At 68.4% G+C, this 22679-nt stretch carries 25 protein-coding genes and 1 tRNA gene; 11 read left to right on the forward strand and 15 right to left on the reverse strand.

All coding sequences use genetic code 11. From position 1 onward, the window contains the following. Positions 1–14: 14 nt before the first annotated feature. Complete coding sequence (locus tag RHA1_RS17890; protein WP_011596273.1) at positions 15–575, reverse strand: hypothetical protein; 561 nt, start codon at positions 573–575, stop codon at positions 15–17. A 100-nt stretch (positions 576–675) separates the two neighbouring features. Here RHA1_RS17890 and RHA1_RS17895 point away from each other — a divergent pair, with 100 nt between their 5' ends. Then, on the forward strand, positions 676–1203 hold the full coding sequence (locus RHA1_RS17895; protein WP_029539740.1) for a peptidylprolyl isomerase: 528 nt from the start codon (positions 676–678) through the stop codon (positions 1201–1203). 13 nt (positions 1204–1216) lie between these two features. Next, positions 1217–2134: a rhomboid family intramembrane serine protease gene (locus RHA1_RS17900; protein WP_011596275.1), complete on the forward strand. Its 918-nt coding sequence runs from the start codon at positions 1217–1219 to the stop codon at positions 2132–2134. On the opposite strand, the gene RHA1_RS17905 is transcribed toward RHA1_RS17900, so the two are convergent. Together RHA1_RS17905 and crgA are read right to left on the reverse strand one after the other, a co-directional pair. Continuing rightward, positions 2128–2586 carry a PH domain-containing protein gene (locus RHA1_RS17905; RefSeq protein WP_016884704.1) on the reverse strand — a complete coding sequence of 153 codons (459 nt, stop codon included), beginning with the start codon at positions 2584–2586 and terminating at the stop codon, positions 2128–2130. The two genes, RHA1_RS17900 and RHA1_RS17905, sit on opposite strands and share 7 nt — an antisense overlap. Before the next feature lie 67 nt (positions 2587–2653). Continuing rightward, positions 2654–2917 (reverse strand): cell division protein CrgA, encoded by a 264-nt coding sequence (crgA, locus tag RHA1_RS17910; protein ID WP_005249082.1) that lies wholly within the window; start codon positions 2915–2917, stop codon positions 2654–2656. Between the two features lie 119 nt (positions 2918–3036). Here crgA and RHA1_RS17915 point away from each other — a divergent pair, with 119 nt between their 5' ends. After that, the gene (locus RHA1_RS17915) at positions 3037–3738 is read left to right on the forward strand and encodes a DUF881 domain-containing protein (protein WP_009476770.1); all 702 of its coding nucleotides are present in this window, start codon (positions 3037–3039) and stop codon (positions 3736–3738) included. Positions 3739–3793: 55 nt separating this feature from the next. After that, positions 3794–4447, forward strand: coding sequence for an aminodeoxychorismate/anthranilate synthase component II (locus RHA1_RS17920; RefSeq protein WP_011596277.1), 654 nt, complete (start codon positions 3794–3796; stop codon positions 4445–4447). Positions 4448–4507: 60 nt separating this feature from the next. On the opposite strand, the gene pknB is transcribed toward RHA1_RS17920, so the two are convergent. From pknB to RHA1_RS17955, 7 genes are all read right to left on the reverse strand, one after another. Continuing rightward, entirely contained in the window at positions 4508–6427 is a 1920-nt protein-coding gene (gene pknB / locus RHA1_RS17925; protein WP_011596278.1) for a Stk1 family PASTA domain-containing Ser/Thr kinase, read from the reverse strand. Continuing rightward, entirely contained in the window at positions 6424–7806 is a 1383-nt protein-coding gene (locus tag RHA1_RS17930; RefSeq protein ID WP_011596279.1) for a protein kinase domain-containing protein, read from the reverse strand. The genes pknB and RHA1_RS17930 overlap by 4 nt, the downstream gene beginning before the upstream one ends. 2 nt (positions 7807–7808) lie before the next feature. Beyond that, positions 7809–9296: a penicillin-binding transpeptidase domain-containing protein gene (locus RHA1_RS17935; RefSeq protein ID WP_011596280.1), complete on the reverse strand. Its 1488-nt coding sequence runs from the start codon at positions 9294–9296 to the stop codon at positions 7809–7811. Further along, positions 9293–10747: an FtsW/RodA/SpoVE family cell cycle protein gene (locus RHA1_RS17940; protein WP_009476773.1), complete on the reverse strand. Its 1455-nt coding sequence runs from the start codon at positions 10745–10747 to the stop codon at positions 9293–9295. Before RHA1_RS17940 ends, RHA1_RS17935 begins: the two co-directional genes overlap by 4 nt. After that, on the reverse strand, positions 10747–12207 hold the full coding sequence (locus RHA1_RS17945) for a PP2C family protein-serine/threonine phosphatase (RefSeq protein WP_011596281.1): 1461 nt from the start codon (positions 12205–12207) through the stop codon (positions 10747–10749). Before RHA1_RS17945 ends, RHA1_RS17940 begins: the two co-directional genes overlap by 1 nt. Beyond that, positions 12204–12668, reverse strand: a complete 465-nt coding sequence (locus RHA1_RS17950; protein WP_005249074.1) for an FHA domain-containing protein FhaB/FipA — start codon at positions 12666–12668, stop codon at positions 12204–12206. The genes RHA1_RS17945 and RHA1_RS17950 overlap by 4 nt, the downstream gene beginning before the upstream one ends. A gap of 256 nt (positions 12669–12924) precedes the next feature. Next, entirely contained in the window at positions 12925–14229 is a 1305-nt protein-coding gene (locus RHA1_RS17955) for an FHA domain-containing protein (RefSeq protein WP_011596283.1), read from the reverse strand. 255 nt (positions 14230–14484) lie between these two features. On the opposite strand from RHA1_RS17955, the gene RHA1_RS17960 reads away from it, so the two are divergent. The 5 genes from RHA1_RS17960 (at position 14485) to RHA1_RS17980 (ending at position 17118) form a co-directional block, all read left to right on the forward strand. Then, a tRNA-Leu gene (locus RHA1_RS17960) sits at positions 14485–14570 on the forward strand. Between the two features lie 282 nt (positions 14571–14852). After that, a complete protein-coding gene (locus RHA1_RS17965; protein WP_016884699.1) occupies positions 14853–15248 on the forward strand; it encodes a DUF6292 family protein in 396 nt (131 codons plus the stop codon). A gap of 54 nt (positions 15249–15302) precedes the next feature. Continuing rightward, positions 15303–15956, forward strand: a complete 654-nt coding sequence (locus RHA1_RS17970; RefSeq protein WP_009476777.1) for a hypothetical protein — start codon at positions 15303–15305, stop codon at positions 15954–15956. After that, positions 15953–16414 carry an RDD family protein gene (locus RHA1_RS17975; RefSeq protein ID WP_009476778.1) on the forward strand — a complete coding sequence of 154 codons (462 nt, stop codon included), beginning with the start codon at positions 15953–15955 and terminating at the stop codon, positions 16412–16414. Before RHA1_RS17970 ends, RHA1_RS17975 begins: the two co-directional genes overlap by 4 nt. Before the next feature lie 20 nt (positions 16415–16434). Beyond that, entirely contained in the window at positions 16435–17118 is a 684-nt protein-coding gene (locus RHA1_RS17980) for an AraC family transcriptional regulator (protein ID WP_011596285.1), read from the forward strand. On the opposite strand, the gene RHA1_RS17985 is transcribed toward RHA1_RS17980, so the two are convergent. Further along, positions 17108–17503, reverse strand: coding sequence for a VOC family protein (locus tag RHA1_RS17985; protein WP_029539739.1), 396 nt, complete (start codon positions 17501–17503; stop codon positions 17108–17110). The genes RHA1_RS17980 and RHA1_RS17985 overlap by 11 nt on opposite strands. 111 nt (positions 17504–17614) lie before the next feature. Here RHA1_RS17985 and RHA1_RS17990 point away from each other — a divergent pair, with 111 nt between their 5' ends. Then, positions 17615–18010: an SRPBCC family protein gene (locus tag RHA1_RS17990; RefSeq protein WP_011596286.1), complete on the forward strand. Its 396-nt coding sequence runs from the start codon at positions 17615–17617 to the stop codon at positions 18008–18010. A gap of 103 nt (positions 18011–18113) precedes the next feature. Here the strand turns inward: RHA1_RS17990 and RHA1_RS17995 are convergent, their stop codons facing one another. The 4 genes from RHA1_RS17995 to RHA1_RS18010 form a co-directional block, all read right to left on the reverse strand. Next, the gene (locus RHA1_RS17995) at positions 18114–18881 is read right to left on the reverse strand and encodes a hypothetical protein (protein ID WP_011596287.1); all 768 of its coding nucleotides are present in this window, start codon (positions 18879–18881) and stop codon (positions 18114–18116) included. After that, entirely contained in the window at positions 18878–19543 is a 666-nt protein-coding gene (locus RHA1_RS18000) for a DUF8176 domain-containing protein (protein ID WP_237726920.1), read from the reverse strand. Before RHA1_RS18000 ends, RHA1_RS17995 begins: the two co-directional genes overlap by 4 nt. A gap of 71 nt (positions 19544–19614) precedes the next feature. Next, positions 19615–20502, reverse strand: a complete 888-nt coding sequence (locus RHA1_RS18005) for a hypothetical protein (RefSeq protein ID WP_041811660.1) — start codon at positions 20500–20502, stop codon at positions 19615–19617. A 300-nt stretch (positions 20503–20802) separates the two neighbouring features. Continuing rightward, entirely contained in the window at positions 20803–21825 is a 1023-nt protein-coding gene (locus RHA1_RS18010) for an FAD-dependent oxidoreductase (RefSeq protein WP_237724208.1), read from the reverse strand. Between the two features lie 54 nt (positions 21826–21879). On the opposite strand from RHA1_RS18010, the gene RHA1_RS18015 reads away from it, so the two are divergent. Further along, the gene (locus RHA1_RS18015; protein ID WP_011596291.1) at positions 21880–22428 is read left to right on the forward strand and encodes a TetR/AcrR family transcriptional regulator; all 549 of its coding nucleotides are present in this window, start codon (positions 21880–21882) and stop codon (positions 22426–22428) included. The last annotated feature ends 251 nt before the right edge of the window (positions 22429–22679 follow it).

The raw sequence follows: 22679 nt of genomic DNA on the forward strand, positions 1-22679 counted from the left end.
TGAGCGAGCGCGCGCTACTGGCCGGGGAGTGACGGATCGGTTGGCGTGAGAGGCTTCGTCGCCGTGGGCGGTGTGGGCTGCTGCGTGTCCGCACTGTCGAGGTCGCGCAGGTTCGGGGGAGCGGATGCGACGCGCGGCTGCTCGCGGCGACGGCTCCTGACGAACACCGCGCCCCCGGCGACGGCGGCGCCGAGCAGGACGACAATCGCGATGCGACGGCCCTTCCGCGACTTCTTCTCCTCGACCGGTGCTACGGCCGAGGTCAGGGGACGAACGACATCCTGGGCGACCTTCTTCACCGGCACGGTCCGGGCGCGTTCGTAGCCCTTCTTGGCCAGTGAGGCCCCCTGACGGCCGAGGAACACACCGAGCTGGCCGGCACCGCGGGCCGTCGCGATTGCCGCCGAGCGTGCGTAGCGCCGCGCCTGATCGACAGCCTCGGATTCTTTGACGCGGGAAGCCGAATCCTCGACGTGGGCCAGAGCGGTCTCGACTCGTTCGGACACCTGCTCCTGCAGGGTCTCGGCGCGTTCGGTCGGAAGCAGATTCGTGAGGGACTTCGTCGCTCGTGTCATGTCCCCACTTTGTCACAAGAACCGGGAGCACGAACCGATCCGAAGTACTCGAGTCACCGCGGCGGAACCACACGGAACCCCACAATGGCAACATGGTGGTGTGACTTCACCTCATCAGACCGCAACCGCAACGCTGCACACCAACCGCGGCGACATCAAGATCGCGCTGTTCGGCAACCACGCGCCCAAGACCGTCGAGAACTTCGTCGGCCTCGCCGACGGTTCGAAGGACTACAGCACCGCCAACGCCGGTGGCACCGACTCCGGACCGTTCTATGACGGCGCCATCTTCCACCGCGTCATCGACGGATTCATGATCCAGGGCGGTGACCCCACGGGCACCGGCGCCGGCGGCCCGGGCTACAAGTTCGGCGACGAGTTCCACCCGGAACTGCAGTTCGACCGCGCGTACATCCTGGCCATGGCGAACGCCGGCCCGGGAACCAACGGTTCGCAGTTCTTCATCACCACCGGCCCGACGCCGCACCTCAACCGTCGCCACACCATCTTCGGTGAGGTCGTCGACGAGGAATCGAAGAAGGTCGTCGACGCCATCTCGACCACCGCCACCGATCGCGCGGACCGTCCGCTCGAGCCGGTCGTGATCAACAGCGTCACCATCGCGTAGGGAACGGCAGCACATGACCAACCCCGGCTGGGGCGGTGCCGCGAACGAGGGCACTCCGCCCCAGCCGCGGTGCGTCCGCCACCCCGATCGCCCCACTGCGCTGTCGTGCAATCGGTGCGGTCGTCCCGCGTGCCCCGAATGCCTGCGCGAAGCGGCCGTCGGCTACCAGTGTGTCGATTGCGTCGCCGCCGGACGGCGGGACGTCCGCCCGGTCCGTAACGTCGCCGGTGCCGTGACCACACAGCGTCCGACACCGCTGGTGACGTACATCCTGATGGCCGCGAACGTCGGCATCTTCCTGATCACCGCGGCGCAGTCCCGCAGCATCATGCAGAACCAGGCCGGGTCGAAGCTCTTTGCGGACTGGGCGCTGTTCCCACCCGCTGTCGTGGACGGGCAGATCGTCCGCGTGCTGGGCAGCGGATTCCTCCACTTCGGCATCATCCACCTGGCCGTCAACATGTTCGCGCTGTGGGTGATCGGCCGCGACACCGAACTGGTCCTCGGGCGTGCCCGCTACGCCTGCGTGTACTTCGCGTCGCTGCTCGGCGGTTCCGCCGCGGTGATGCTGTTCCAACTCGGCGCGGTCACCGCGGGTGCGTCGGGTGCCGTCTTCGGGCTGATGGGCGCCCAGGCCGTCATCCTCCTGCGTCTGCGACGCAGCCCCGCACCGGTCATCTCGGTGATCGCCATCAACGTGATCATCAGCATCACGATCCCCGGCATCTCACTGTGGGGGCATCTAGGCGGCCTGGTCGCCGGAGCCGCAGCCACCGCGGGAACCCTCTACGGGCCCCAACTGCTGGGCGTCGGGAACAACCGGGAGAAGGCCGTCACCGTCGGCTGGGTCTGCCTCGGCGTCGTGATGCTGGTGCCGCTCGCCGTCATCGCGATCCGCACCCTGCAGCTGCGCGCGAGCTTCGGCTACTGACCCCGGCCCACCAGACGGTGCACCGCGAGCGCATCGAACACGTCCTCCGGATTGGTGCCGAGATCCCACCGGCCGAAGATCATGAGTCGTTCGGTGCCGTCCTCGGTGCGGACGTCGATCTCGAGCATCGGCACCCGGCGGCCCAGCCGGGGATAGCGGACGAGCCGCGCGCGTTCGATCTCCGACCGGGCATACGCGTGGCGGCCGCTCAGCCGGTTCACCACGATCCCGCCGCCTTCCTTGTCGACGGCGAGGCGCGGGCGTTGCCGGAGCGCGGACGCGGCGGTCAGCAGCAGCCCGAGGGCGGCGACGCACACGAGGACACGGCCCGCCGGCTCGGTCGACACGGAAAGTCCCGCGACCCCCAACGCGACTCCGCCCGCGGCGAGAGCGATCACCGCGGCGAGGGGCGTCGACCACTCCAGCGGTGCCTCGTCAGCAGACATCAGCACTCGACCTGCGGCTATCCACAGGGGTTGTCCACATTGGGGATGAATGACATCGGTGTAATTGTGATGGTCAACGCCAGCGCATCGTCATGATCAGACCGACCACCATGAAGCCGAATCCGATGAGGAAGTTGTAGGCACCGAGGTTGTTCATCCACTCGAGCTGGTCGGCGGCCAGGTAGTAGACGAGCAGCCACACCAGGCCCACCAGCATGAACCCGAGCATCACCGAGACGTACAGGGTGCTCGAGGGGCCGGCCTTCACCTTCACCGGGGTGCGGCTCGCAGGGTTGATCGTGTAATCGGTCTTCTTTCGGACCTTCGACTTCGGCATGACGTCCTCGTTCGTGCGGCTCAACAGGAATGGGGGCAGGTAGATTCGGAAATACCTGCGTGTGTACACGCTAACGTAGCCGTGATTCGCGCGGCGAGGACGAGGGGACGGAAACACCGGTGACCAGGTCGATCTTCTGGCGGATCGCGGTGCTGGTGGTGTGTCTCGTGGCCGGTCTGCTGGTGGCAACCACCCGTCAGGTGTCGCACGGCAACGAGATCCGCGCCGGCGATTCCACCCGACTGTCCGACCTCGTGCGCAACGCCCAGTCCGAGACCGACCAGGTGGCCGAGACCCGCGACCGGCTGGCGGCGCAGGTCGAATCGCTGCAGCAGGACGCCGCCGCGTCCGACAGCGGTGTCGCGCAGGCGCTCGCCGACAGCAAGGCGCTCGCCACGGATGCCGGACTCACACCGATGACCGGTCCCGGCGTCACCGTCACACTCACCGACGCACCCCGCGACGCGGACGGCAAGTACCCCGTCGACGCGTCGCCGGACGATCTCGTCGTCCACCAGCAGGACGTCCAGAGTGTGCTGAACGCACTGTGGGTGGGCGGTGCCGAGGCGATCAGCATGCAGGACCAGCGGATCGTGAACACGTCGGCGCCGCGCTGTATCGGCAACACCCTGCTGCTGCACGGTCGCACATACAGCCCGCCCTATGTGATGTCGGCGATCGGGGACCCCGCGCGACTGGAGGCGGCGCTCGCCAACGAACCCGGAATCCGGGTATTCAAGCAGTACGCGACGCGGTTCGGCCTCGGCTACTCGGAGGCGGCGTCCGGCCAATTGTCCGTGCCCGGTTACGCGGGGCACTGAGCCCGAACCGTCCCCGGCCGTGCAGGGTGCGAGGCGGGCAGAATACCCTGCTTCCATGAGGATTCTCGTCGTCGACAACTACGACAGCTTCGTGTTCAACCTGGTCCAGTACCTCGGACAGCTGGGAACGCGGGCCGTGGTCTGGCGCAACGACGATCCGAACCTCACCGGGCCCGACGCCGTCGCGGCGGCGGCGGCCGAGTTCGACGGCATTCTGCTGAGCCCGGGCCCGGGCACACCGCAGCGGGCAGGCGCGACGATGGACCTGGTCACGGCGTGTGCCGCCGCCAGGACGCCGCTCCTCGGGGTGTGCCTCGGACACCAGGCGATCGGGGCCGCGTTCGGCGCCACCGTCGACCGGGCACCCGAACTCCTGCACGGCAAGACCAGCGTCGTCCACCACACCGGCGGGGGCGTTCTCACGGGTCTGCCCGACCCGTTCACCGCCACCCGCTACCACTCACTGACCGTCCTGGAAGACACCATCCCGGACGAACTCGAGGTCACCGCCCACACCGACAGCGGCATCGTGATGGCGATGCGGCACCGCGAACTGCCGATCCACGGCGTCCAGTTCCACCCGGAGTCCGTGCTCACCGAAGGCGGGCACCGCATGCTCGCCAACTGGCTCACCGTCTGCGGCGAAGCCCCGAAGGAATCCCTCGTCGCCACCCTCGAGACCGAGGTCGCGCAAGCATTGGGCGCGTAGCGCCCGTGAGTGGTTGACGAGTCCAGAGACTCCTCAACCACGCACGGGTGGCGGAGCCGCCTACCGCGGGATGCCCAGCGCGCCGACACCGACGGAGACGACACCGTTCTTGGTGATCTCCGATCCCGGCGGCTGTTCCTGGCTGATGATCTTGCCGACCATCTCCGGGTCCAGGGTGGACGTCTGCGTCTGATTCAGCGAGCTCGACGACCCGCTCCAGCCGGCGCTGCGCAGTTCGGCGAGCGCCTGCGACACGGTCTTGCCCGTCAGGTCCGGCATCTCGATGTTGTTGCCGTTCGACACCCGGATCTGGATGGTGTCACCCTTGGCTGCGGTGGAGCCGCCGACGGGATCGGTGGAGACGACCTGGCCCTTCGGCGCACCGGAGTCGATGTTCTGGATCTGCGCCTTGAAACCGGCGCCCTCGATGTTCGCCTGCGCGACCTCGACCTTCTGACCGGTCACGTCGGGGATGCGGATCTGCTCCGGCCCGGTGCCCAGCGTGACGGCGACTTCGGAGTCGAGGGAGATGCTCGCCCCGGAGGACGGGTTCTGGTCGATCACCTTGTCGACGTCGGATACGTCGGACGGTGCGCGTGCGACAGCGGTGTCGAGCCGCAGTCCCACCGCGTTCAGCTCCTGCTGGGCTTCCTGCTGGGTGAGGCCGGCGAGCCGCGGGACCTTCACCTGTTCGGGGCCCGACGACACCTCGAGGGTGATGGTGCTGCCCTCGTCCACCTGTACGCCGCCGACGGGCCGGGTGGTGATGACATTGCCGGTCGCCACGACGGCGTCCGGTTTCTGTTGCCGGGCGACGCGGAAACCGAGGTTCTGCAGTGTTGTCTCGGCGTCGTCCGCGGCCTGGTTCGTGACGTCCGGCATGGTCACCTGATCGGCCTTCGAACCCGGTCCCACGGACCACAGGAACGCGCCGACGACGCCGACGACGATGAGGGCGCCCAGCGCCATCAGCGCCACCCGCATCGGGTTCTTCTTCTTGTCGGGCTCGCCGCCGTCCGTCTTCGACGCGGTGGCCGGGGTCGGCGACTGCTGGCGCCGGTAGTTCCCCGCGCCGGTGTCGACGGCACCGAGGATCGTGGTGCGGTCCTCGTCGCTCATGACCATAGGCGCGCTGGGGCGCTGCCCGCCGAGCACCCGGACCAGGTCGCTTCGCATGTCCGCGGCGGTCTGGTAGCGGTTGGCGGGGTTCTTGCTCATCGCCTTGAGGATCACCGAGTCGAGCTCACGCGGAATGTCCGGGTTGACCGCGGACGGTGTCTGCGGGTCCTCCCGCACGTGCTGGTATGCGACCGCGACCGGGGAGTCACCCTTGAACGGGGGTTCGCCGGTGAGGATCTCGAACAGCACGCACCCGAGGGAGTACACGTCGGAGCGGGCGTCGACCTGCTCGCCGCGGGCCTGCTCGGGCGACAGGTACTGGGCGGTGCCGATGACGGCGGCCGTCTGCGTCATGGGGCTGGACGCGTCGGAGATCGCTCGCGCGATGCCGAAGTCCATCACCTTCACCGCACCCGCACGGTTGATCATCACGTTGGCGGGTTTCACGTCGCGGTGCACGATGCCGTTGCGGTGGCTGAAGTCGAGCGCCGCGCACACGTCCGAGATGACTTCCATCGCGCGGCGCGGTGCCATCGGGCCCTCGCTGCGCACGATGTCCCGCAACGTGTCGCCGTCGACGTACTCCATCACGATGTACGGCAGCGGTCCCGCTTCGGTTTCCGCCTCGCCGGTGTCGTAGACGGCCACGATCGCCGGATGGTTCAGCGCCGCCGCGTTCTGCGCCTCGCGGCGGAACCGGAGGTAGAACGTGGGGTCGCGGGCCAGGTCGGCGCGCAGGACCTTGATCGCGACGTCACGGCTGAGTCGGACGTCGCGGGCGAGGTGGACCTCGGACATGCCACCGAAGCCGAGAATCTCACCCAGCTCGTAGCGTGAGGAGAGGTTGCGCGGTGTCGTCATGGCAGTCCTTGTGGGGTCGGAGTAGTTGACTCCTCCGACGTGGTCGTCGTGGTCGTCGTCGTGGGTGCGGTGGTGGTCGTGGTGGTAGTCGTCGTCGGCTCTGTCGTCGTCGTGGTCGGCGGCTGGGTGGTGGTCGTCGTGAACGGCTGGGTGGTGGTCGTCGTGTACGTCGGCTCGGTGGTGTACGTCTGTTCCTCGGTCGTCGTGGTGGTCGTCGGCCGCGGTGTCGTCGTGATCGTCCGCAGCGACGACGTAATCGCCGGCGACGTCGGTTCCTTCGTGTCACCACCGTCGAACAGGACGAGCGCGAGCCCGACGATCGCCGCCAGCAGGAGCAGACCGCCCGCACCCCAGGCCACGGCCTTCTGGCCGCTGGTCAGTCCGCCCTTCTTGCCGCCACCGTTCGAGTCGTCCGGCGGCACCTGCCCGGTGACCGGTCCCGCGTATGCGGTCTGCGAGGGCGGCATCATCTGGGTTGCACCGGTCATCGGCGGGGGCAGCACCCGCGCCGCCCCGGTACCCGACACGCCGGGCGGCGGGGGACGCCTGCCCGCCCGGACCGCCGCGACCGCGTCGGCGAACTCTCCGCCACTGGCGTAACGGGTGCTCGGATCCTTCGCGATCGTGATGTCGATGAGTTCGCGGATGTTGGGCGGCAGGTCGCTCGGCAGCGGTGCCGGCGCCTCCTGCACGTGCTTCATCGCGACGGTGATGGCGCCGTCGCCGACGAACGGGCGACGTCCGGACAGCGCCTCGTAGCCGACGATGCCGAGGGAGTACACGTCGCTCGCCGCGGTCGCGTCCTGTCCGAGCGCCTGCTCGGGGGCGATGTACTGCGCGGTGCCCATCACCATGCCGGTCCGCGTGATCGGCGAGTTCTCCACGGCCTTCGCGATGCCGAAGTCGGTGATCTTCACCTGGCCGGTGGGGGTGATCAGGATGTTGCCGGGCTTCACGTCGCGGTGCACCACGCCGGCGTCGTGCGCCACCTGCAGCGCCCGGCCGGTCTGCTCGAGCATGTCCAGGGCGTGCGGCACCGCGAGACGGCCCACCCGGGAGAGGACGGCGTTGAGCGGCTCACCGTTGACGAGTTCCATCACCAGGTAGGCGGTGGAATCGCCGGTGGCGTCGCGGACCTCGCCGTAGTCGTAGATTCCGGCGATACCGGAATGGTTCAGCTGCGCGGTGGTACGCGCCTCGAAACGGAAACGTTCGACGAACTCCGGGTCGGATGAGAACTCGGACTTCAGTACTTTCACCGCGACACGACGGTTGAGCCGGTTGTCCGTCGCTTCCCAGACCTGTCCCATTCCGCCCGTGGCGATGAGCCGGATCAGGCGGTATCGATTGGCGATCAGCGCGCCGTTGTTCAGTGCCACAATCAGCCCCCTTGTAGTCCGGCTGCGATGACGGCACGGCCGATAGGTGCAGCCACCGAGCCGCCGGTTGCGGCCAGTGCACGATCTCCGCCGTCCTCGACGATGACCGCGATGGCCACGGTCGGGTTCTGGGCGGGTGCGAATCCGATGTACCAGGCGTGGGGCGGGGTGTTCCGAGGGTCGGTCCCGTGCTCGGCGGTGCCCGTCTTGGACGCGATCTGGACGCCCGGGATCTTGCCTTCGCCGCTGGTGTTGTTCTCGGAACCGATCATCAGGTCGGTCAGGGTGGCCGCCACCTGGGACGACATCGCCTGGCCTTCGGACACCGGGTTGGTGGTCGCGAGGTTGGACAGGTCCGGCCCCTGCAGTTCGGACACCAGTTGCGGTTGCATCCGCACGCCACCGTTGGCGACGGTAGCCGCGATCATCGCGTTCTGCAGCGGAGTGAGCGCGACGTCACGCTGGCCGATACTGCTCTGGCCGAGTGCAGCGTCGTCGGGGATCGACCCGATCGTGCTGTCCGCGACGGGGAACGGGACGCCGGGCATCTGCCCACCGATGCCGAGCGCGCTGGACTGGTCGCTGACGGCGTCGGTGCCGGTCTTCACACCGAGTTCGACGAACGCCGTGTTGCAGGACCGCGCGAACGCCTCACGCAGCGACGCGGTGGGGGCGCCGCCACACGTGGAGCCGTTGTAGTTCTCGAGCGTCGTCGACGTGCCGGGAAGGGTGATCTGCGGGGCCGCGGTCAGCTGGGTGTCGGGGGTGGTTCCGGCGGCGAGCGCGGCGGCGGTCACCACCACCTTGAACGTGGAGCCGGGCGGGTACGTCTGCGACACCGCGCGGTTGATCAGCGGCTTCTCCGGGTCGGCGTTCAGGGCCTCCCACGCCTGGGTGGTCTCGGTGCCGTCGTGGCTGGCGAGCGAGTTGGGGTCGTAGCTCGGGGTGCTGACCATCGTGAGGATGCGTCCGGTGCTCGGTTCGATCGCGACGACCGAACCGGTGTAACCCTTCGCCGTCAGCTGGTCGTACGCCACCTGCTGCATGACCGGGTTGATGGTGGTCACCACGTTGCCGCCGCGCGGGTCGCGCCCGGACACCAGGTCGAAGAAGCGGCGTCCGAACAGCCGGTTGTCGGAACCGTTGAGGACCGGGTCCTCGGACCGCTCCAGACCGGTGCTGCCGTACTGCATCGAGTAGAAACCGGTGACCGGTGCGTTGGCCAGCGGGCTGGACGGTGCCGCCGGGTTCGGCGGGTAGGTGCGCAGGTACTTGTAGCGGTCGTCGGTCGGGACGGACGCCGCGAGCACCTGGCCGGCCGCCGAGATCTGGCCGCGCTGACGCGAGTACTCGTCGAGCAGCACGCGCGAGTTCCGCGGATCGGCCCGCAGGTTGTCCGCCTTGATGACCTGGACGTAGGTGGCGTTGGCGAGGAGGGCGACCACCATCACCATGACGGCGATCGCGACGCGACGCAGAGGTGTGTTCATGAGCGCGGCACCATCTCGGTCGGGGCGTCGGCGATGGGTGCGGGGCCCTTCTTCTTCGGGACGGCCGGCTCACGGGCGGCGTCGGAGATCTTGATCAGGATCGCGAGGAGGAGATAGTTGGCGAGCAGCGACGACCCACCGTAGGACATGAACGGCGTCGTCAGACCGGTGAGGGGGATCAGCTTGGTGACGCCGCCGACCACCACGAACACCTGCACGGCGATCGTGAACGACAGACCGGCCGCGAGGAGCTTGCCGAAGCTGTCGCGGACGGCCAGCGCGGTGCGCAGACCGCGGATGACGAGGATCAGGAACAGCATCAGGACGGCTGCGAGCCCGATCAGACCGAGCTCCTCACCGATCGTGGCGACGATGAAGTCGGTCTTCGCGAACGGCACCTGGGCGGGTCGTCCGCTGCCGAGTCCCGTTCCGGCCACGCCTCCGGTCGCGAGCCCGAACAGCGACTGCGAGATCTGGTAACCGGTGTTGTTGTAGTCGGCCAGCGGATCGAGCCAGGTGCTGACGCGGACCCGGACGTGGCCGAACAGCTGGTAGGCGAAGAAGAAGCCGATTCCGAGAAGCCCGACGCCGATCAGCAGCCACCCGACGCGCTCGGTGGCGATGTAGAGCATCACCAGCACGGTGCTGAACAGCAGCAGCGACGTGCCGAGGTCCTTCTCCAGGACCAGCACACCCACCGACACCATCCACGCGACGAGGATGGGGCCGAGGTCGCGGGCGCGGGGGAGGTCGATGCCGAACACGTGCTTGCCTGCGGTGGTGAACAGGTCGCGCTTCGCGACCAGCACCGACGCGAAGAAGATGATCAGGAGGATCTTCGCGAACTCACCGGGCTGAATGCTGAAGCCGGGGAGGCGGATCCAGATCTTCGCGCCGTTCACCTCGGAGAAGCTGGACGGCAGGATCGCCGGGATGGCGAGGAACACCAGTCCGGCCAGGCCCAGCGTGTAGCTGTAGCGGGCCAGGAGGCGGTAGTCCTTGAGCAGCACCAGCACGGCAACGAAACCGGCGATGGCCAGCGTCGTCCACAGCACCTGCTGGTTGGCGTCCGGCGACGGGACGGGCAACCCGAAGTAGGCGGCGGACTGTGCGTCGGCGAGGTCGAGTCGGTGGATCAGCACCAGTCCGAGGCCGTTGAGCAGCGCGACGATCGGCAGGATCAGGGGGTCGGCGTACGGCGCGAACCGGCGCACCGCGAGATGCGCGATCAGAAACAGCGCCGAGTAGGCGGCGGCGTACTTGGCGAGGTCCCAGGTGATGCTCTGTTCCTGGCTGGCCTCGACCAGCACCAGCGAGATCGTCGTGATCAGGATCGCGAAACCGATCAGGATCAGCTCGGTGCCCCGACGCGTCGACTGGACGGGGGCTGGCGCGAACCCGCCGGGGGGACTGGGAAACTGCGCCCCCGGTGATGCACTTGCGACCGACATCAGCTAGCCGTCCTGCAGTTCTGACCGGGAACCTGGGTCACGGTCGGCGCCGGGGTGGCGGTCGGAGTCGGGGGTGTGGCAGGCGCCGGAGCGGGCGGTACCTCCGCCGGGGGAACAGGCGCGGGCGGCGGCGTGGTCTCCGGGACGGGAGCCGGAGTCGGTGCCGGAGTGGTCGTGGTGGTGGACGACTCCGACTCGCAGACCGGGAGCAGATCGTTCTGGGCGAGCCGCGTCATCTGGTTGCGGACGTCGTCGAGCTTGCCCGAGGGCAGCCCGGCACGCACCTGCTCGCGGGCGGACGGCTGGAGGTCGTCGACCTCGAGGATGGTGCACCCGCTGGGTGATTCGGTCGGCGACATCAACGTCAGGTCGCCGGCATCGCTCACACAGCCGACGAGATTCGCTTCCTGCAGCGAGTAACCCAGCACCGAGCCGGGAACTCCGCGCAGCACGGTGACGCGTTCGCCGTCGGCGCCGACGTAGTAGTTGTTGCGGACCAGAGCCCGCCCCACGAAGGCAGCGACGGCGACCACGACGATCAGACCGAGCGCGAGCGCAGCCCACCACATGCGGTGACGCTTCTTCTTCGTCGGCGGTTCCTCGACCTGCGGGACGACCCGCTTCGGGGTGGCCCGCGGCGGACGCATCGCGGCGGCGCGACCCGCGGCCGTGTTGGGCGGCGGTGTGTCCTCTTCGTCGTCGGCGGAGGCCGCACCGGCGACGATGGGGTGGCTCTGCCCGTAGTCGAGGTCGATGACGTCGGCGACGACGACCGTCACGTTGTCCGGGCCGCCGCTGCGCAGGGCGAGTTCGATGAGCCTGTCGGCGCACTCGTCCTGCGAGCCCTCACGCATCGTGTTCTCGATGGTCTCGTCGCTGACCACGTCCGACAGTCCGTCGGAGCACAGCAGGTAACGGTCGCCTGCGCGCGCCTCGCGGACCGTCAGCGTCGGCTCGATCTCGTTGCCGGTGAGGGCGCGCATGATCAGCGACCGCTGCGGGTGGGTGTGCGCCTGCTCGGCGGTGATCCGTCCCTCGTCGACGAGGGACTGCACGAACGTGTCGTCCCGGGTGATCTGCGCGAGGGAGTCGTCGCGGAGCAGGTAGGCGCGGGAGTCGCCGATGTGGACCAGCCCGAGCTTGTTGCCGGAGAACAGGATTGCGGTGAGCGTGGTGCCCATGCCGTCGAGTTCGGGGTCCTCCTCGACGTGGTCGGCGATGGAGTCGTTGCCCTCCCGGGTGGCGGCCTCGAGCTTGCCGAGAAGGTCTTCGCCGGGCTCGTCGTCGTCGAGATGCGCGAGGGCCGCGATCATCAACTGCGACGCGACCTCACCGGCCGCGTGACCGCCCATGCCGTCCGCGAGCGCCAGCAGGCGGGCACCGGCGTAGACGGAATCTTCGTTGTTGGAACGGACGAGGCCACGGTCACTGCGGGCGGCATAGCGGAGGACGAGGGTCACGGGCGCAACTCGATTACCGTTTTGCCGACCCGTACAGGGGTACCGAGCGGCACGCGGACAGATGTGGTGACCTTGGCGCGATCCAGGTACGTGCCGTTGGTCGAGCCGAGGTCTTCGACGTACCAGTCGGCGCCTCGCGGGGAGAGCCGAGCGTGGCGGGTGGAGGCGTAGTCGTCGGTGAGGACGAGGGTGGAGTCGTCGGCCCGGCCGATGAGGACGGGCTGGGTGCCGAGGGTGATGCGGGTGCCGGCGAGGCCGCCCTGCGTCACCACCAGATACTTGGCCGTCTTGGTCTTACCCAGCGACGGCAGGACGTTGCCGCTGCGCGAATATCGGGGCGGCACACGGACGCCGGATCCCGCGTAGATGTCGCCGCGCAACGCCCGCAGAACGGTCCACACGAAAAGCCACAGCAGAAGCAGGAAACCTGCTCGTGTGAGTTGCAGAATCAAACCTTGCACGGCAGTCCACCTCCTTCTGTGGCGGGAACGTTCGAGGTTCCAGCGTCTTTTTCTCGCAGCATCATATGGGCAACCCGCACCCTGGGATCAGGATACGGACAGCCCACAACGATACGGAGTCCCCACCGTGTTACGTCCGACACGGGCTCCGACGCGATGTCGGTCGAGTATCGAAGCCGTCTCGGTTGGGTCTCGGTGAGGCAGTTCGGGGTCGGGTATCGGCGGAACCTACTCGGAGTCCTAACTCGGTGGTGCCTCAGAGGATTCGGACCAGAATCTCCGAATGACCCGCCCGAATGATGTCTCCGTCGGCCAGCTGCCAGTCCTGCACGGGGGCACCGTTGACGGTGGTGCCGTTGGTGGAGCCGAGGTCGGACAGCATCGCGACCTGGCCGTCCCAGCGAATGTCGATGTGGCGGCGCGACACACCGGTGTCGGGCAGGCGGAACTGTGCCTCCTGGCCGCGGCCGATGATGTTGTTGCCCTCACGAAGCTGGAAGTGGCGTCCGCTGCCGTCCTCGAGCTGCAGCGTGGCCGTGAACGTGTGGCCGTCGGGCGCGTAGGCCTGCTGCCCGTAGCCGCCCTGGTCGTAGTCGGCGTAGCCCTGCTGGTCGTACGCCTGCTGGTCGTAGCCACCCTGCTGGTAGCCGCCGCGGTCGTAACCCTGGTCGTAGCCCTGCGGCTGCTGGTACCCGGCCTCGGCGTAGGAACCGTCCGGGTAGCGGGCGGGAGCCCCCTGCTGGTCGTACGCCTGCGGGTCGTAACCCTGCTGGTAGCCACCCTGCTGGTAGTCGTAGCCGGCGTCCGCGGGCTGCTCGTAGCCGGGAGCCTGCGCACCCTGGTCGTACGCCTGGCCGTACGCGGCATCCTGGGGGTACCCGCCGCGCTGGTCGTCGGGGTACTGCTGCTGGTCGTAGCCGCCCTGCTGGTAGCCGCCGCGGTCGTAACCGTTCTGGTAGCCCTGCGGGTACCGCTGGTCCTGACCTGCATGGGCATGACCGTTGCGCGCGTACTGCGGGTCGGGATTGCGGTTGCCCGCTGGTTCGCGGCTGGGGTCGTAGCCTGAGTTCTGCGTCATGGGGCCAGCTCCTGGATTCGACGTGACGGGTACAAACGGTGCCTGTGGTCGCGGTGCGGGACCGCGTGGCGGTTCGGGTCGCCCCGGCGTGGCCGCACCTGGGCGGCCGGCATCCGGATCCACCGAACCCCGGGTGCGGAACTGCCCGGTGTGCAGTGAAGGCGACGGTTCGAACGCGACATGAATGGGACCATACGTCTGCCAGCCCTGGTCGCGAATGAAGTCTTCGAGGTGTCGGGCGAAGGCCTTGACCGTCAAGTCTCTGTCGGCGGCAAGTTCTTCGTGATCCGAGTTGTTGATGGCGATGACATAGCTGTTCGGCGCGAGCAGGTGCCCGCCGTCCAACTGCTGGATTCGGTCGGAGGCTTCCTGCTGAAGCGCGGCCTCCACCTCCTGCGGCACCACGCCGCCGCCGAAGACCCGGGCGAACGCGTCACCCACGGCTCCCTGGAGCTTCCGCTCGAAACGTTGAACTATCCCCATCGGAACCTCCTCACGGTGCCTGGCTGTCGGGTCTTCTGTCCTCGGTGCGTGGTGGCTGTGACGAGACATGTCCGTGTCGCGCCACCGCCGTGCGCGTATCCCACGGTACTGTCATTGCCTCGGGCCACGACACGGGTCTACGCCATTGCATGATATCGGTCTTTGTCTGGACGGGTGTTTTTGTAGCCTTTTCGGGCCCTGACCTGCACGAATCGTAATTTCTGGCGACCTCGTGTTAATGTTTCCGGGTCGCTCGGGCGAGTGGCGGAATGGCAGACGCGCTGGCTTCAGGTGCCAGTGTCCTTCGGGACGTGGGGGTTCAAGTCCCCCTTCGCCCACCACAAGCGATTCTTCGGAATCGCGACATCGAGGCCACGAACTCCACGAGTTCGTGGCCTTCGTGTTTTTCCCACAAGGAGTGTGGGGTGGTGTATCCCCACCCCAGGGTGGCTACCGGGCGCCCCGTCGCAGCCCGACGATGGAGTAGAAGCCTCGTCGCGAACCACCGGCTCTATCCGGACCTGAACCAGTCCTCTCGGCGGTCCGTGACGAATGACTCGAGTGTGAACCTGCCGTCCGGCTTCTTCCGCTGGGTTTCTGCGAACGTCGAGAGTGGGTTGTGTATGAGCATCAGCCAGGTCCGGGCCACCAGCTCGGCGAATGTCGGTGAGTACGTCGGTTCCGTCGCGACGACGGTGGGTGCCCTGTCGGTCGACTGGTGGTGCACTCCCGCTTTCGACGCGGTCGTGACCCTTTCCTGCGAGATCCCCTACTACCGCGGCCGGAAGGCCGTGCTGGCCTGGAACCGCCACTTCGGGTGGTCGCTCGGGGTCCACGGACTCTCGCAGGGGAACGTGCTGGTGGTCGAGGGACTCGGGTTGGGACCGGCACCGGATCCCGCGCACTGCTCGGATCGGGTCGCCGAGTTGCTCACCGAACTCGCCGACTGGGCGCCCCGTCCGGCGTCCGGACAGCCCGCCCCGCGAATCGTGCACGGCCCCGGCGCGCCCCACGCCTGATCTATAAATCTGGAACCCGTGCGTCGCGGGCGCCGACCGGCTTGGATATCGAGTATGGACGGCAGGAGAGCCCCTGATCCGCTGCGCCTCGCGGCCGGCTTCGCCGCGACCACCGGCGGTGCGTTGCAGCGTGTGATCGGATTCGGCGTCGACACGGCGCGACTCCTGCCGGGAGTGGACCCGCTGCTGGTCACCCTCGAGGAACGCGGCACCCAGACGCTCCGCAGCGCCGACGAACTCGCGGATCGGGTGCTGCACGCAGTGCTGCGGAGAGTCGTGCAGGTCGCTCTTCAGGAGGTGGACCTCACCACGATCGTGCGTGATCACGTCGACCTGGACGTGGTCGCCGAAGGCATCGACATCCAGCGCATCATCGACCGCGTCGACGTGGATGCCATCGCCGCCCGGGTGGACATCCCGCAGATTCTCGATCGCGTGGACATCGACGCCGTCGCCGCGCGGATCGACGTGGATGCGATCGTCGACCGCGTCGACGTGGACTCCGTCATCGGGCGGGTCGATCTGGTGGTGCTCGCCGACACCGTGATCGAGGGCGTGGATCTGCCGCGCATCATCCGGGAGTCGACCGACTCGATGTCCAACGAGGCGGTCCGCGGGGTGCGGACCCAGGGCATGCAGGCCGACGACGCCGTCGCCGGGTTCGTGGGCAAGTTGTTCGGGCGCGGGCACGAACCGGACGATGCATGAGCACGCCGGCGCATCGCGCGGCCGGGATCGTGACCCGCGGTCTGGCAGCGGGCATCGACCTGGCGGTCGTCCTGGCCGTGATGGGCGGCATCTATGTCGGAGTGTTGTTCCTCCGGTTGCTGTTCTCGCCGCAGGAATTCTCGTTCCCCGATGCCAATGCCGTGCTCTCCGTGACCTTGTTCATCGGCGTGTCGGTGCTGTACCTGACGGCGTGCTGGGCCGTGAGCGGCCGCACCGTCGGTGCCGTGACGATGGGGCTGCGGGTGGTCAGCCGCAACGGTGAACTGATCGGCTGGCTGCGGGCCCTTCTCCGGGCGGTGCTGTGCGTGATGTTCGGGTTCGGATTGTTCTGGGCGGCAGTCGACGGCCGGCGGCGGTCACTGCAGGACATCCTGCTGCGGACCGCAGTCGTCTACGACTGGGAGCCGGATCTGCACGCCGTCGAGCCGGAGACCTGATGCCTGCCTAGCATGGGGTCATGTACGCGGAGCGGCGGTCGGTGTTCCCCGGCGCTGTGGTGTGGCAGAAGACCGCAGCCGGGGGTGAGGCGGCCATCCTGCCCGACGGTTGCATGGACCTCATCTGGATGGACGGTGACGTCGTCGTGGCTGGCCCCGACTCCCGGCCGTATCTGAACCGCAGCCGCGAGGGCGACCGCTACGTCGGATTACGCTGTTCCCCAGGATCTCTCCCGGATCTTCTGGCGACGCCGGCAGAGGAGCTGGCCAACCTTCGGGTGCCGCTCGCCGAGGTGCTGACGGACCGCGCCACCACGGATTTTCTCGGCAGGATCGCGGACGCCGCCGACCCCGGCCGGGTGCTCGAGGACTTCGCGAGGTCGCGCCGGATCCTCGGGCCGCCGCCGGACGGCCGGATCCCCGCGATCGTGCGACTTCTGGAGCAGCAGGCATCTGTCAGCGAGGTGGCGGACCGGATCGGTGTCGGCGAGCGCCAACTGCACCGCCTGTGCCGACGTCAGTTCGGTTACGGGCCGAAGATGCTGGCCCGGATCCTTCGGTTGCAATCGGCACTGGGGCTGGCGGGTGCTTCCATCCCCGCAGCTCAGGCGGCCGGCATGGCGGGGTTCGCCGATCAGGCCCACCTGATCCGTGAGGCACACGAGTTGACCGGCCGCACGTTCGGTCAGCTGGTCACGGTGTGAGCGCGGCAAATAGGTCGACGGGGTTGCCGTCGGGATCGTCGACGGTGGCGTAACGCTGTCCCCACGGTGCGTCCCACGGCTTCTTCCGACCGTTGTAGCCGTCGCCCGTGAACTCGTCGAACAGCGTGTCGACGTCGGCGGCGGTTCCGCAGTCGAAGGCGAGTGCGATGCGATGCCCGCCGGCGGGTTCGGTCCAGTCGGGTGTGAACGAGCGGATGGTCTCGACCGTGTCCCACAGCAGGCGGATCCCACCGGGAAACTCGAATTCGACGTGCGGCGCCTGATCGGCGTCGGCGGGAATGTCGAGTCCGAGCCGCCGGTAGAACGCGAGCGACGTGGGCAGGTCGTGGACGACCAGTTCGATGGCACTGAATGTTGCGGTCATACCGAGAACGCTAACGACCTCAGGCGGACCCGCATTGAAGGTTTCGGACATCGAGCACCGGAGTCCGATTTCTTCAATCACCCGTGCGGTGGAGCGGGGATGCTGGGAGTCATGACCACCGAATCAACCCATGTCAGTGTGTTCATCGCTCGGACCGCCGCCGACGTGTACGCCTACGCGGGCGACCCCGCCAACCTCCCCGCCTGGGCGGCCGGCCTGAGCACCAACATCACCCGGGACGGCGACCGCTGGCTCGCGGACTCCCCGATGGGACAGGTCGCCGTGACCTTCGCACCCGCCAACGACTACGGCGTCCTCGACCACGACGTCACCCTCCCGGGCGGCGACACCGTCTACAACCCCGTGCGCGTCATCCCCGACGGCGACCACAGCGAAGTCGTCTTCACCATCCGGCGACGCGACGGCGTCACCGCCGAAAAATTCGCGCAGGACGCAGCAGCCGTCACCGCCGACCTGCAGAGGTTGAAGGGGCTGCTGGAGGCGTGAGGGGGCGCGGGCCTTCGCGTTTGCACACCGATTGGTCAAACGCGCTGCAATTGCGGGTGCAGCTGACTGAATCGTGGGCGGATGTAGGTAAGTGGTCGCGATTTCAGACCCGTTCCGGACGACCTTCGACCACGGCCGACGCCGCCGCGGACACCCGGTCGTACGCCGCCCGGGTGTCCGGTCCCAGCCGGCTGTGATCGATGACGATCCCCATGCCCAGATGTTCGTCGTAGGGGATGGTCTCGACGCCCCACACCTGTCCGCCCAGGTACTCGCGGAGGAGGTCGACGTCCACCTGCCAGCCGGTGGCGTCCTGATTCGACACGGTGACGACGGTGCGGGCGAGCCCGGGTTCACCGAGCGTGTTACCGATCGACTGCAACGCGGAGCGGAGGCGGTTGAACGCGTCCGCCCGGCACGGCACGACGAGGACGATGGGCGACGGAGTAGCCAGGAGCGGCGCGAGGTACGCGGCACGCAACCGATGGCCGAGGTCGTGGACGGCACTCACTCCGCGAGCGCGCAGCGACTCTGTGAGAGTGTGGAATTCACCGTCCGACGCGGTCCGATTCCCGATGCGGCTCAGGATGCGGGTCCCGGCACTCGTGCGGGAGCAGTACCCGTCGAACACGTCGTCCGCGACGGGGCCGGCCGCCACCAGTTGCTCGAGGCCGCTCACGGAGAGCACGGCATCGGCGCCGCGTTCGGCGACGTCGCCGCCCGCGGGTGTCGCGTCGACGGCCACGACCGCGCCGCCGCGAGCTGCCGCGGTGTTGGCGAGCCCCAGCGTCGTCGTGGTTGCGCCGGCTCCGCCGCACGCCCCGAGGACGAGGGTGGACACCGGAAGTGCGTGCAGCAGTTGGTCGGTCACTTCGCGTCTCCAATGGATGTGATGTACGTGCGACCGTCGCGGTCGGCGGTGGTCACGACCTGCTCGTACTTCTTCGTCGACCCGTCAGGACGCAGTTCCGACAGCGTCACCGCGTAGCGGCCGGGTTCGGTTTCGGTGATGGCGAGGCAGTGCTCGGTGCCCGCGGGCACCGACTCGATGCCGCCCTGGATGGACTCGGCGGACCCCAGCGGCGCGTCGGGGGCGACCACCTCGCGGGCTTTCGTGCCACTGCGTGCGATGTAGTACGCGTGGTCGAAGGCCAGGATCGCGGCGACGCCGTCGGACGTCCCGCCGGGACCGTTGCCGACAGCCGTCGAGCCGTCGCGGGATTCGACGCACCAGCCGGAATCTGTAGCGGCGACGGGAGTTCCGCTCGCATCATCGGACGTCGAGGCGAACACGGCGGCCACACCGGCGAGGACGGCGAGCACCGCGGCGGCGCCCGCGACCACGAGCCTCTGATTACCGCGAACAGGTGGTGCGGGATCGGGCTCGTCGCCCGCGGTCAGCCACGTCGGAGCCGGGGGTTGCTGCTCGGGTTCCGCGGCGGGAGCCGTCGGCCTCGGTGCCGGGGCCGACGCGAACGGCGGGAACCAGTGCGAGAAGCGGTCGAGGGGTGCCCTGTTCGGCGGTTCTGTCACAGTTGAATCCTCCACACCTCATTCCCTCGCGCGGAGCCGACCCCGGGCGGGCTCCGCGCGAGGGATTCGGATCACACGTGCAGCGTCGCCTGGCTGCGCACGTTCACACCGCCGATCGTGGTGGTGGCCGGACCGCTGTCGGTCGACTGCAGCTGCGGCAGTTGCGGTGCGGGCAGGGACGCGATCGTCCGAACCAGCTCCCCGAACGCCGGGTACCGGTGGGCCGCATCCGTGATCGCGGCGGCGACGGGTGTGACGTCGACGGGCGCAGACCAATTGGTGGGGTGCTCGGCGTGGGAATCGGCCGAGAACGCGGAGACGGTGGCCGCCGTCGGCGAGGACGGGTCGACGGCGATGCCCGCGGTGCCGGTGGCGTTGCCGACGCGCCAGCCGATGGTGCCGACGTAGCCCTCGGGGTTGCCGTACTGGCGTCCGTTGACGGCCACGGGCACCGCGCCGACCAGTGTGTCGACGGCGGCGTTCACCTCGACGACCGGCTTCGGCACCGGAAGTATGGGGGCGACGGGTGCCTGGTGTGCCTTCGGCATGTCGTCGGGGTCGATCCACACGGTCGCCGGCCGGGCGGCCGGTGCCTCGTCGACGGCTCCCTCGGCGGCGGGCGCTGCCAGGTCGGGAGCAGCAGGCACGACCGTCTCGACACCCGGCACCGCCAGCGGAGCCTGCGGGGGAGCGGGCGGTGCCGCGGCCGGAGCGGCCGGGTCGGTGACGCCCGGCTGCGACGTGGTGGGCGGTGTCGTCGGGACCGTCACGCCGGGCTGCGACGTGGTGGGCGTGGCCGAGGGGTCGGTGACGCCCGGCTGCGACGTGGTGGGCGTGGCCGAGGGGTCGGTGACGCCCGGCTGCGACGTGGACGGCGGGGTGGTCGGAGCGGCGTGTGCCGTCGCGGCGCCGAGCAGTGCTGCGGCGGACACCGAAACAGCGGCTGCCAGAGCGTGCATGCGGATTCTCAAGTCTTTCACTCCCGAAGTCGAATGGACATGGTGATCGAACGGACTGGTGCTGACGAAGCAAACGCAAGAGTGGTGCAGTTCAGAGGCACCGAAAGAGGGAAGCGAACACAGCAGAATGCCTCCACCGACCAGGTGGATGTGTTGTTTCCCCGATGAGATACGTCCGTGCTGCCGGCACACTGCCGCAGCCGTCGTCCACCGCCCCCATGACCGCCCCCGGTTCTTTCTCGTCCCCCTACGGCGGCAAAGTACCAGACGGGCAAGCGTTCCCGCGCCCCCGCATTCCGGTCAGGCCAGGCCCGCGGCCAGCTTCACCGACAGATCGCGCAGCGGACGGAGACGGCCGGTCATCGCGACGGAGGACATGGCGCGCGATCCACGCACCAGCCGCCGCGTCGCGGGCCGCCGCGTACGGTCGTACCGGCGCAGCGCGGTGTGAATGTCGGTGTCGGCGGTGAGGAATCGGCCGAGCGCGACCGCGTCGACGAGGGCCTCGCAGGCGCCCCGGCCGAGGTTCGGCGCCATCGCGTGGGCCGCGTCGCCGAGCAGGGCCGCGTTGCCCGCCACGTACGACGGCAGCGCGGGCGACTCGTACAGGTCGTGGTGGAGCATCGCGTCGGGAGTGGCGGCATCCAGTACTGCCCGGACGTCTGCGTGCCAGTTCCCGAACCGTGACCGGAGGTAGTCGAGGCCGCCGGGGTGGCCTGCGTCGGTGCGGACGCACGCGAACCAGTTGACGAGATCGCCGTCGCGCGGGGTGATGCCGAAAAGTGCGTCCGTGTCCCAGGTTTCGCTGACGGTGTCGCGATGGCCGGGCACCCACCCGCGCCAGGCGGTCGCGCCTACGTACCGTGGCTCGAACTTCTCGCCGAACAGTTGTCGGCGGGTCGGGCTGCGCAGACCGTCCGCACCGATCACGACGTCGTGGTCCGTCAGCGCGTCGAGGGCGGGTGCCGGTGTGCCGAACGAGATCATGCCGTCGGGCAGGGCCTCGGCCAGTGTGGCCAGCAGGGCGGGCCGAGACAGCAGGTAGGCGGTGCGGTTGCGGTTGTCGATGGTGCCGATCACGGATCCGTCGGGGCGCAGGAGCGAACCGCGGTGCTGGGGTGATCCCAGCGTGCGAACCCGATCACCTGCGCCGATCGCGTCCAGCGCGTCGAGGGCCTGCGGCCACATGCCGAGTGCGGTGCCCGACGTGGGCAGGGTGTCGGCACGCTCGTAGACATCGACGTGCCAGCCGGCGCGGGACAGGTAGCGGGCGACGGCGAGTCCGCCGATGCCGCCGCCGAGGACTGCTGCGGAGTGCGTCACGACCACCAGGCTACTACGGATGTAGTGAATTTACTACCATTGTAGTGTCGGGGTATGGCAGACAAACGGGAGCAGGTGCTCGACGCCGCCATCGAGCTGCTCGGCACGAAAGGCGTCCGGGCTCTCACCCATCGGGGTGTCGACGAGCTGGTCGGAATGCCGCAGGGGTCGACGTCCAACTACTTCCGTAGCCGGGGCGCGCTGCTCGAGGGGATCGTCACACGGCTCGTCGAACGTGACCGGGAGGACTGGCAGAAGTTCGCGCACCTCCGGCCCGACAGCAGAGACGCACTGGTCGAGGCGCTGGTTGCCTTCGTGAGTTTCTCCACTGGTCCGGACCGCGTGCGCACGAGTGCCCGCTACGCGCTCTTCGTCGAGGCGTCCGTGACACCGGGCTTGGACGCGAAGATCGGGTCGGCGCGCCGAGTGCTCGTAGAATGGGGCGCGGACATGCTGGAACTCGTGGGATCGAGGAACCCGGCTTCCGACGCAGTGGTGATCACCGACTACCTGGACGGTGTAATCCTTCATCAACTCACCGTCCCGGATCTCGATTTCGATCCGACTGCGGGAATTACAGCGGTGCTCGGCGCGCTCACTTAACATGTACTCAGTGCAGTCGGACGAGGTCCGCCCTCGACAATGCCCAGTTCAGAGGGTGAATAGGCCAACCTAAGTTGTGTTTCGTCGGGGGTTCTGAATTATCGTTTTCGTTACACGTTGGACCCACGAAAGTCCGACCCGACCGAAAAGCCACGTCGCCCGGTGCGAGGACCACACCCAGCGTGCTGCAAAAGGGCGATAGCCGATCGGTGGTGCCGATCACGTCGTGACGGCACCTGCTTTGCAAGTTG

This window comes from Rhodococcus jostii RHA1 (assembly GCF_000014565.1).
Lineage (GTDB): Bacteria > Actinomycetota > Actinomycetes > Mycobacteriales > Mycobacteriaceae > Rhodococcus_F > Rhodococcus_F jostii_A.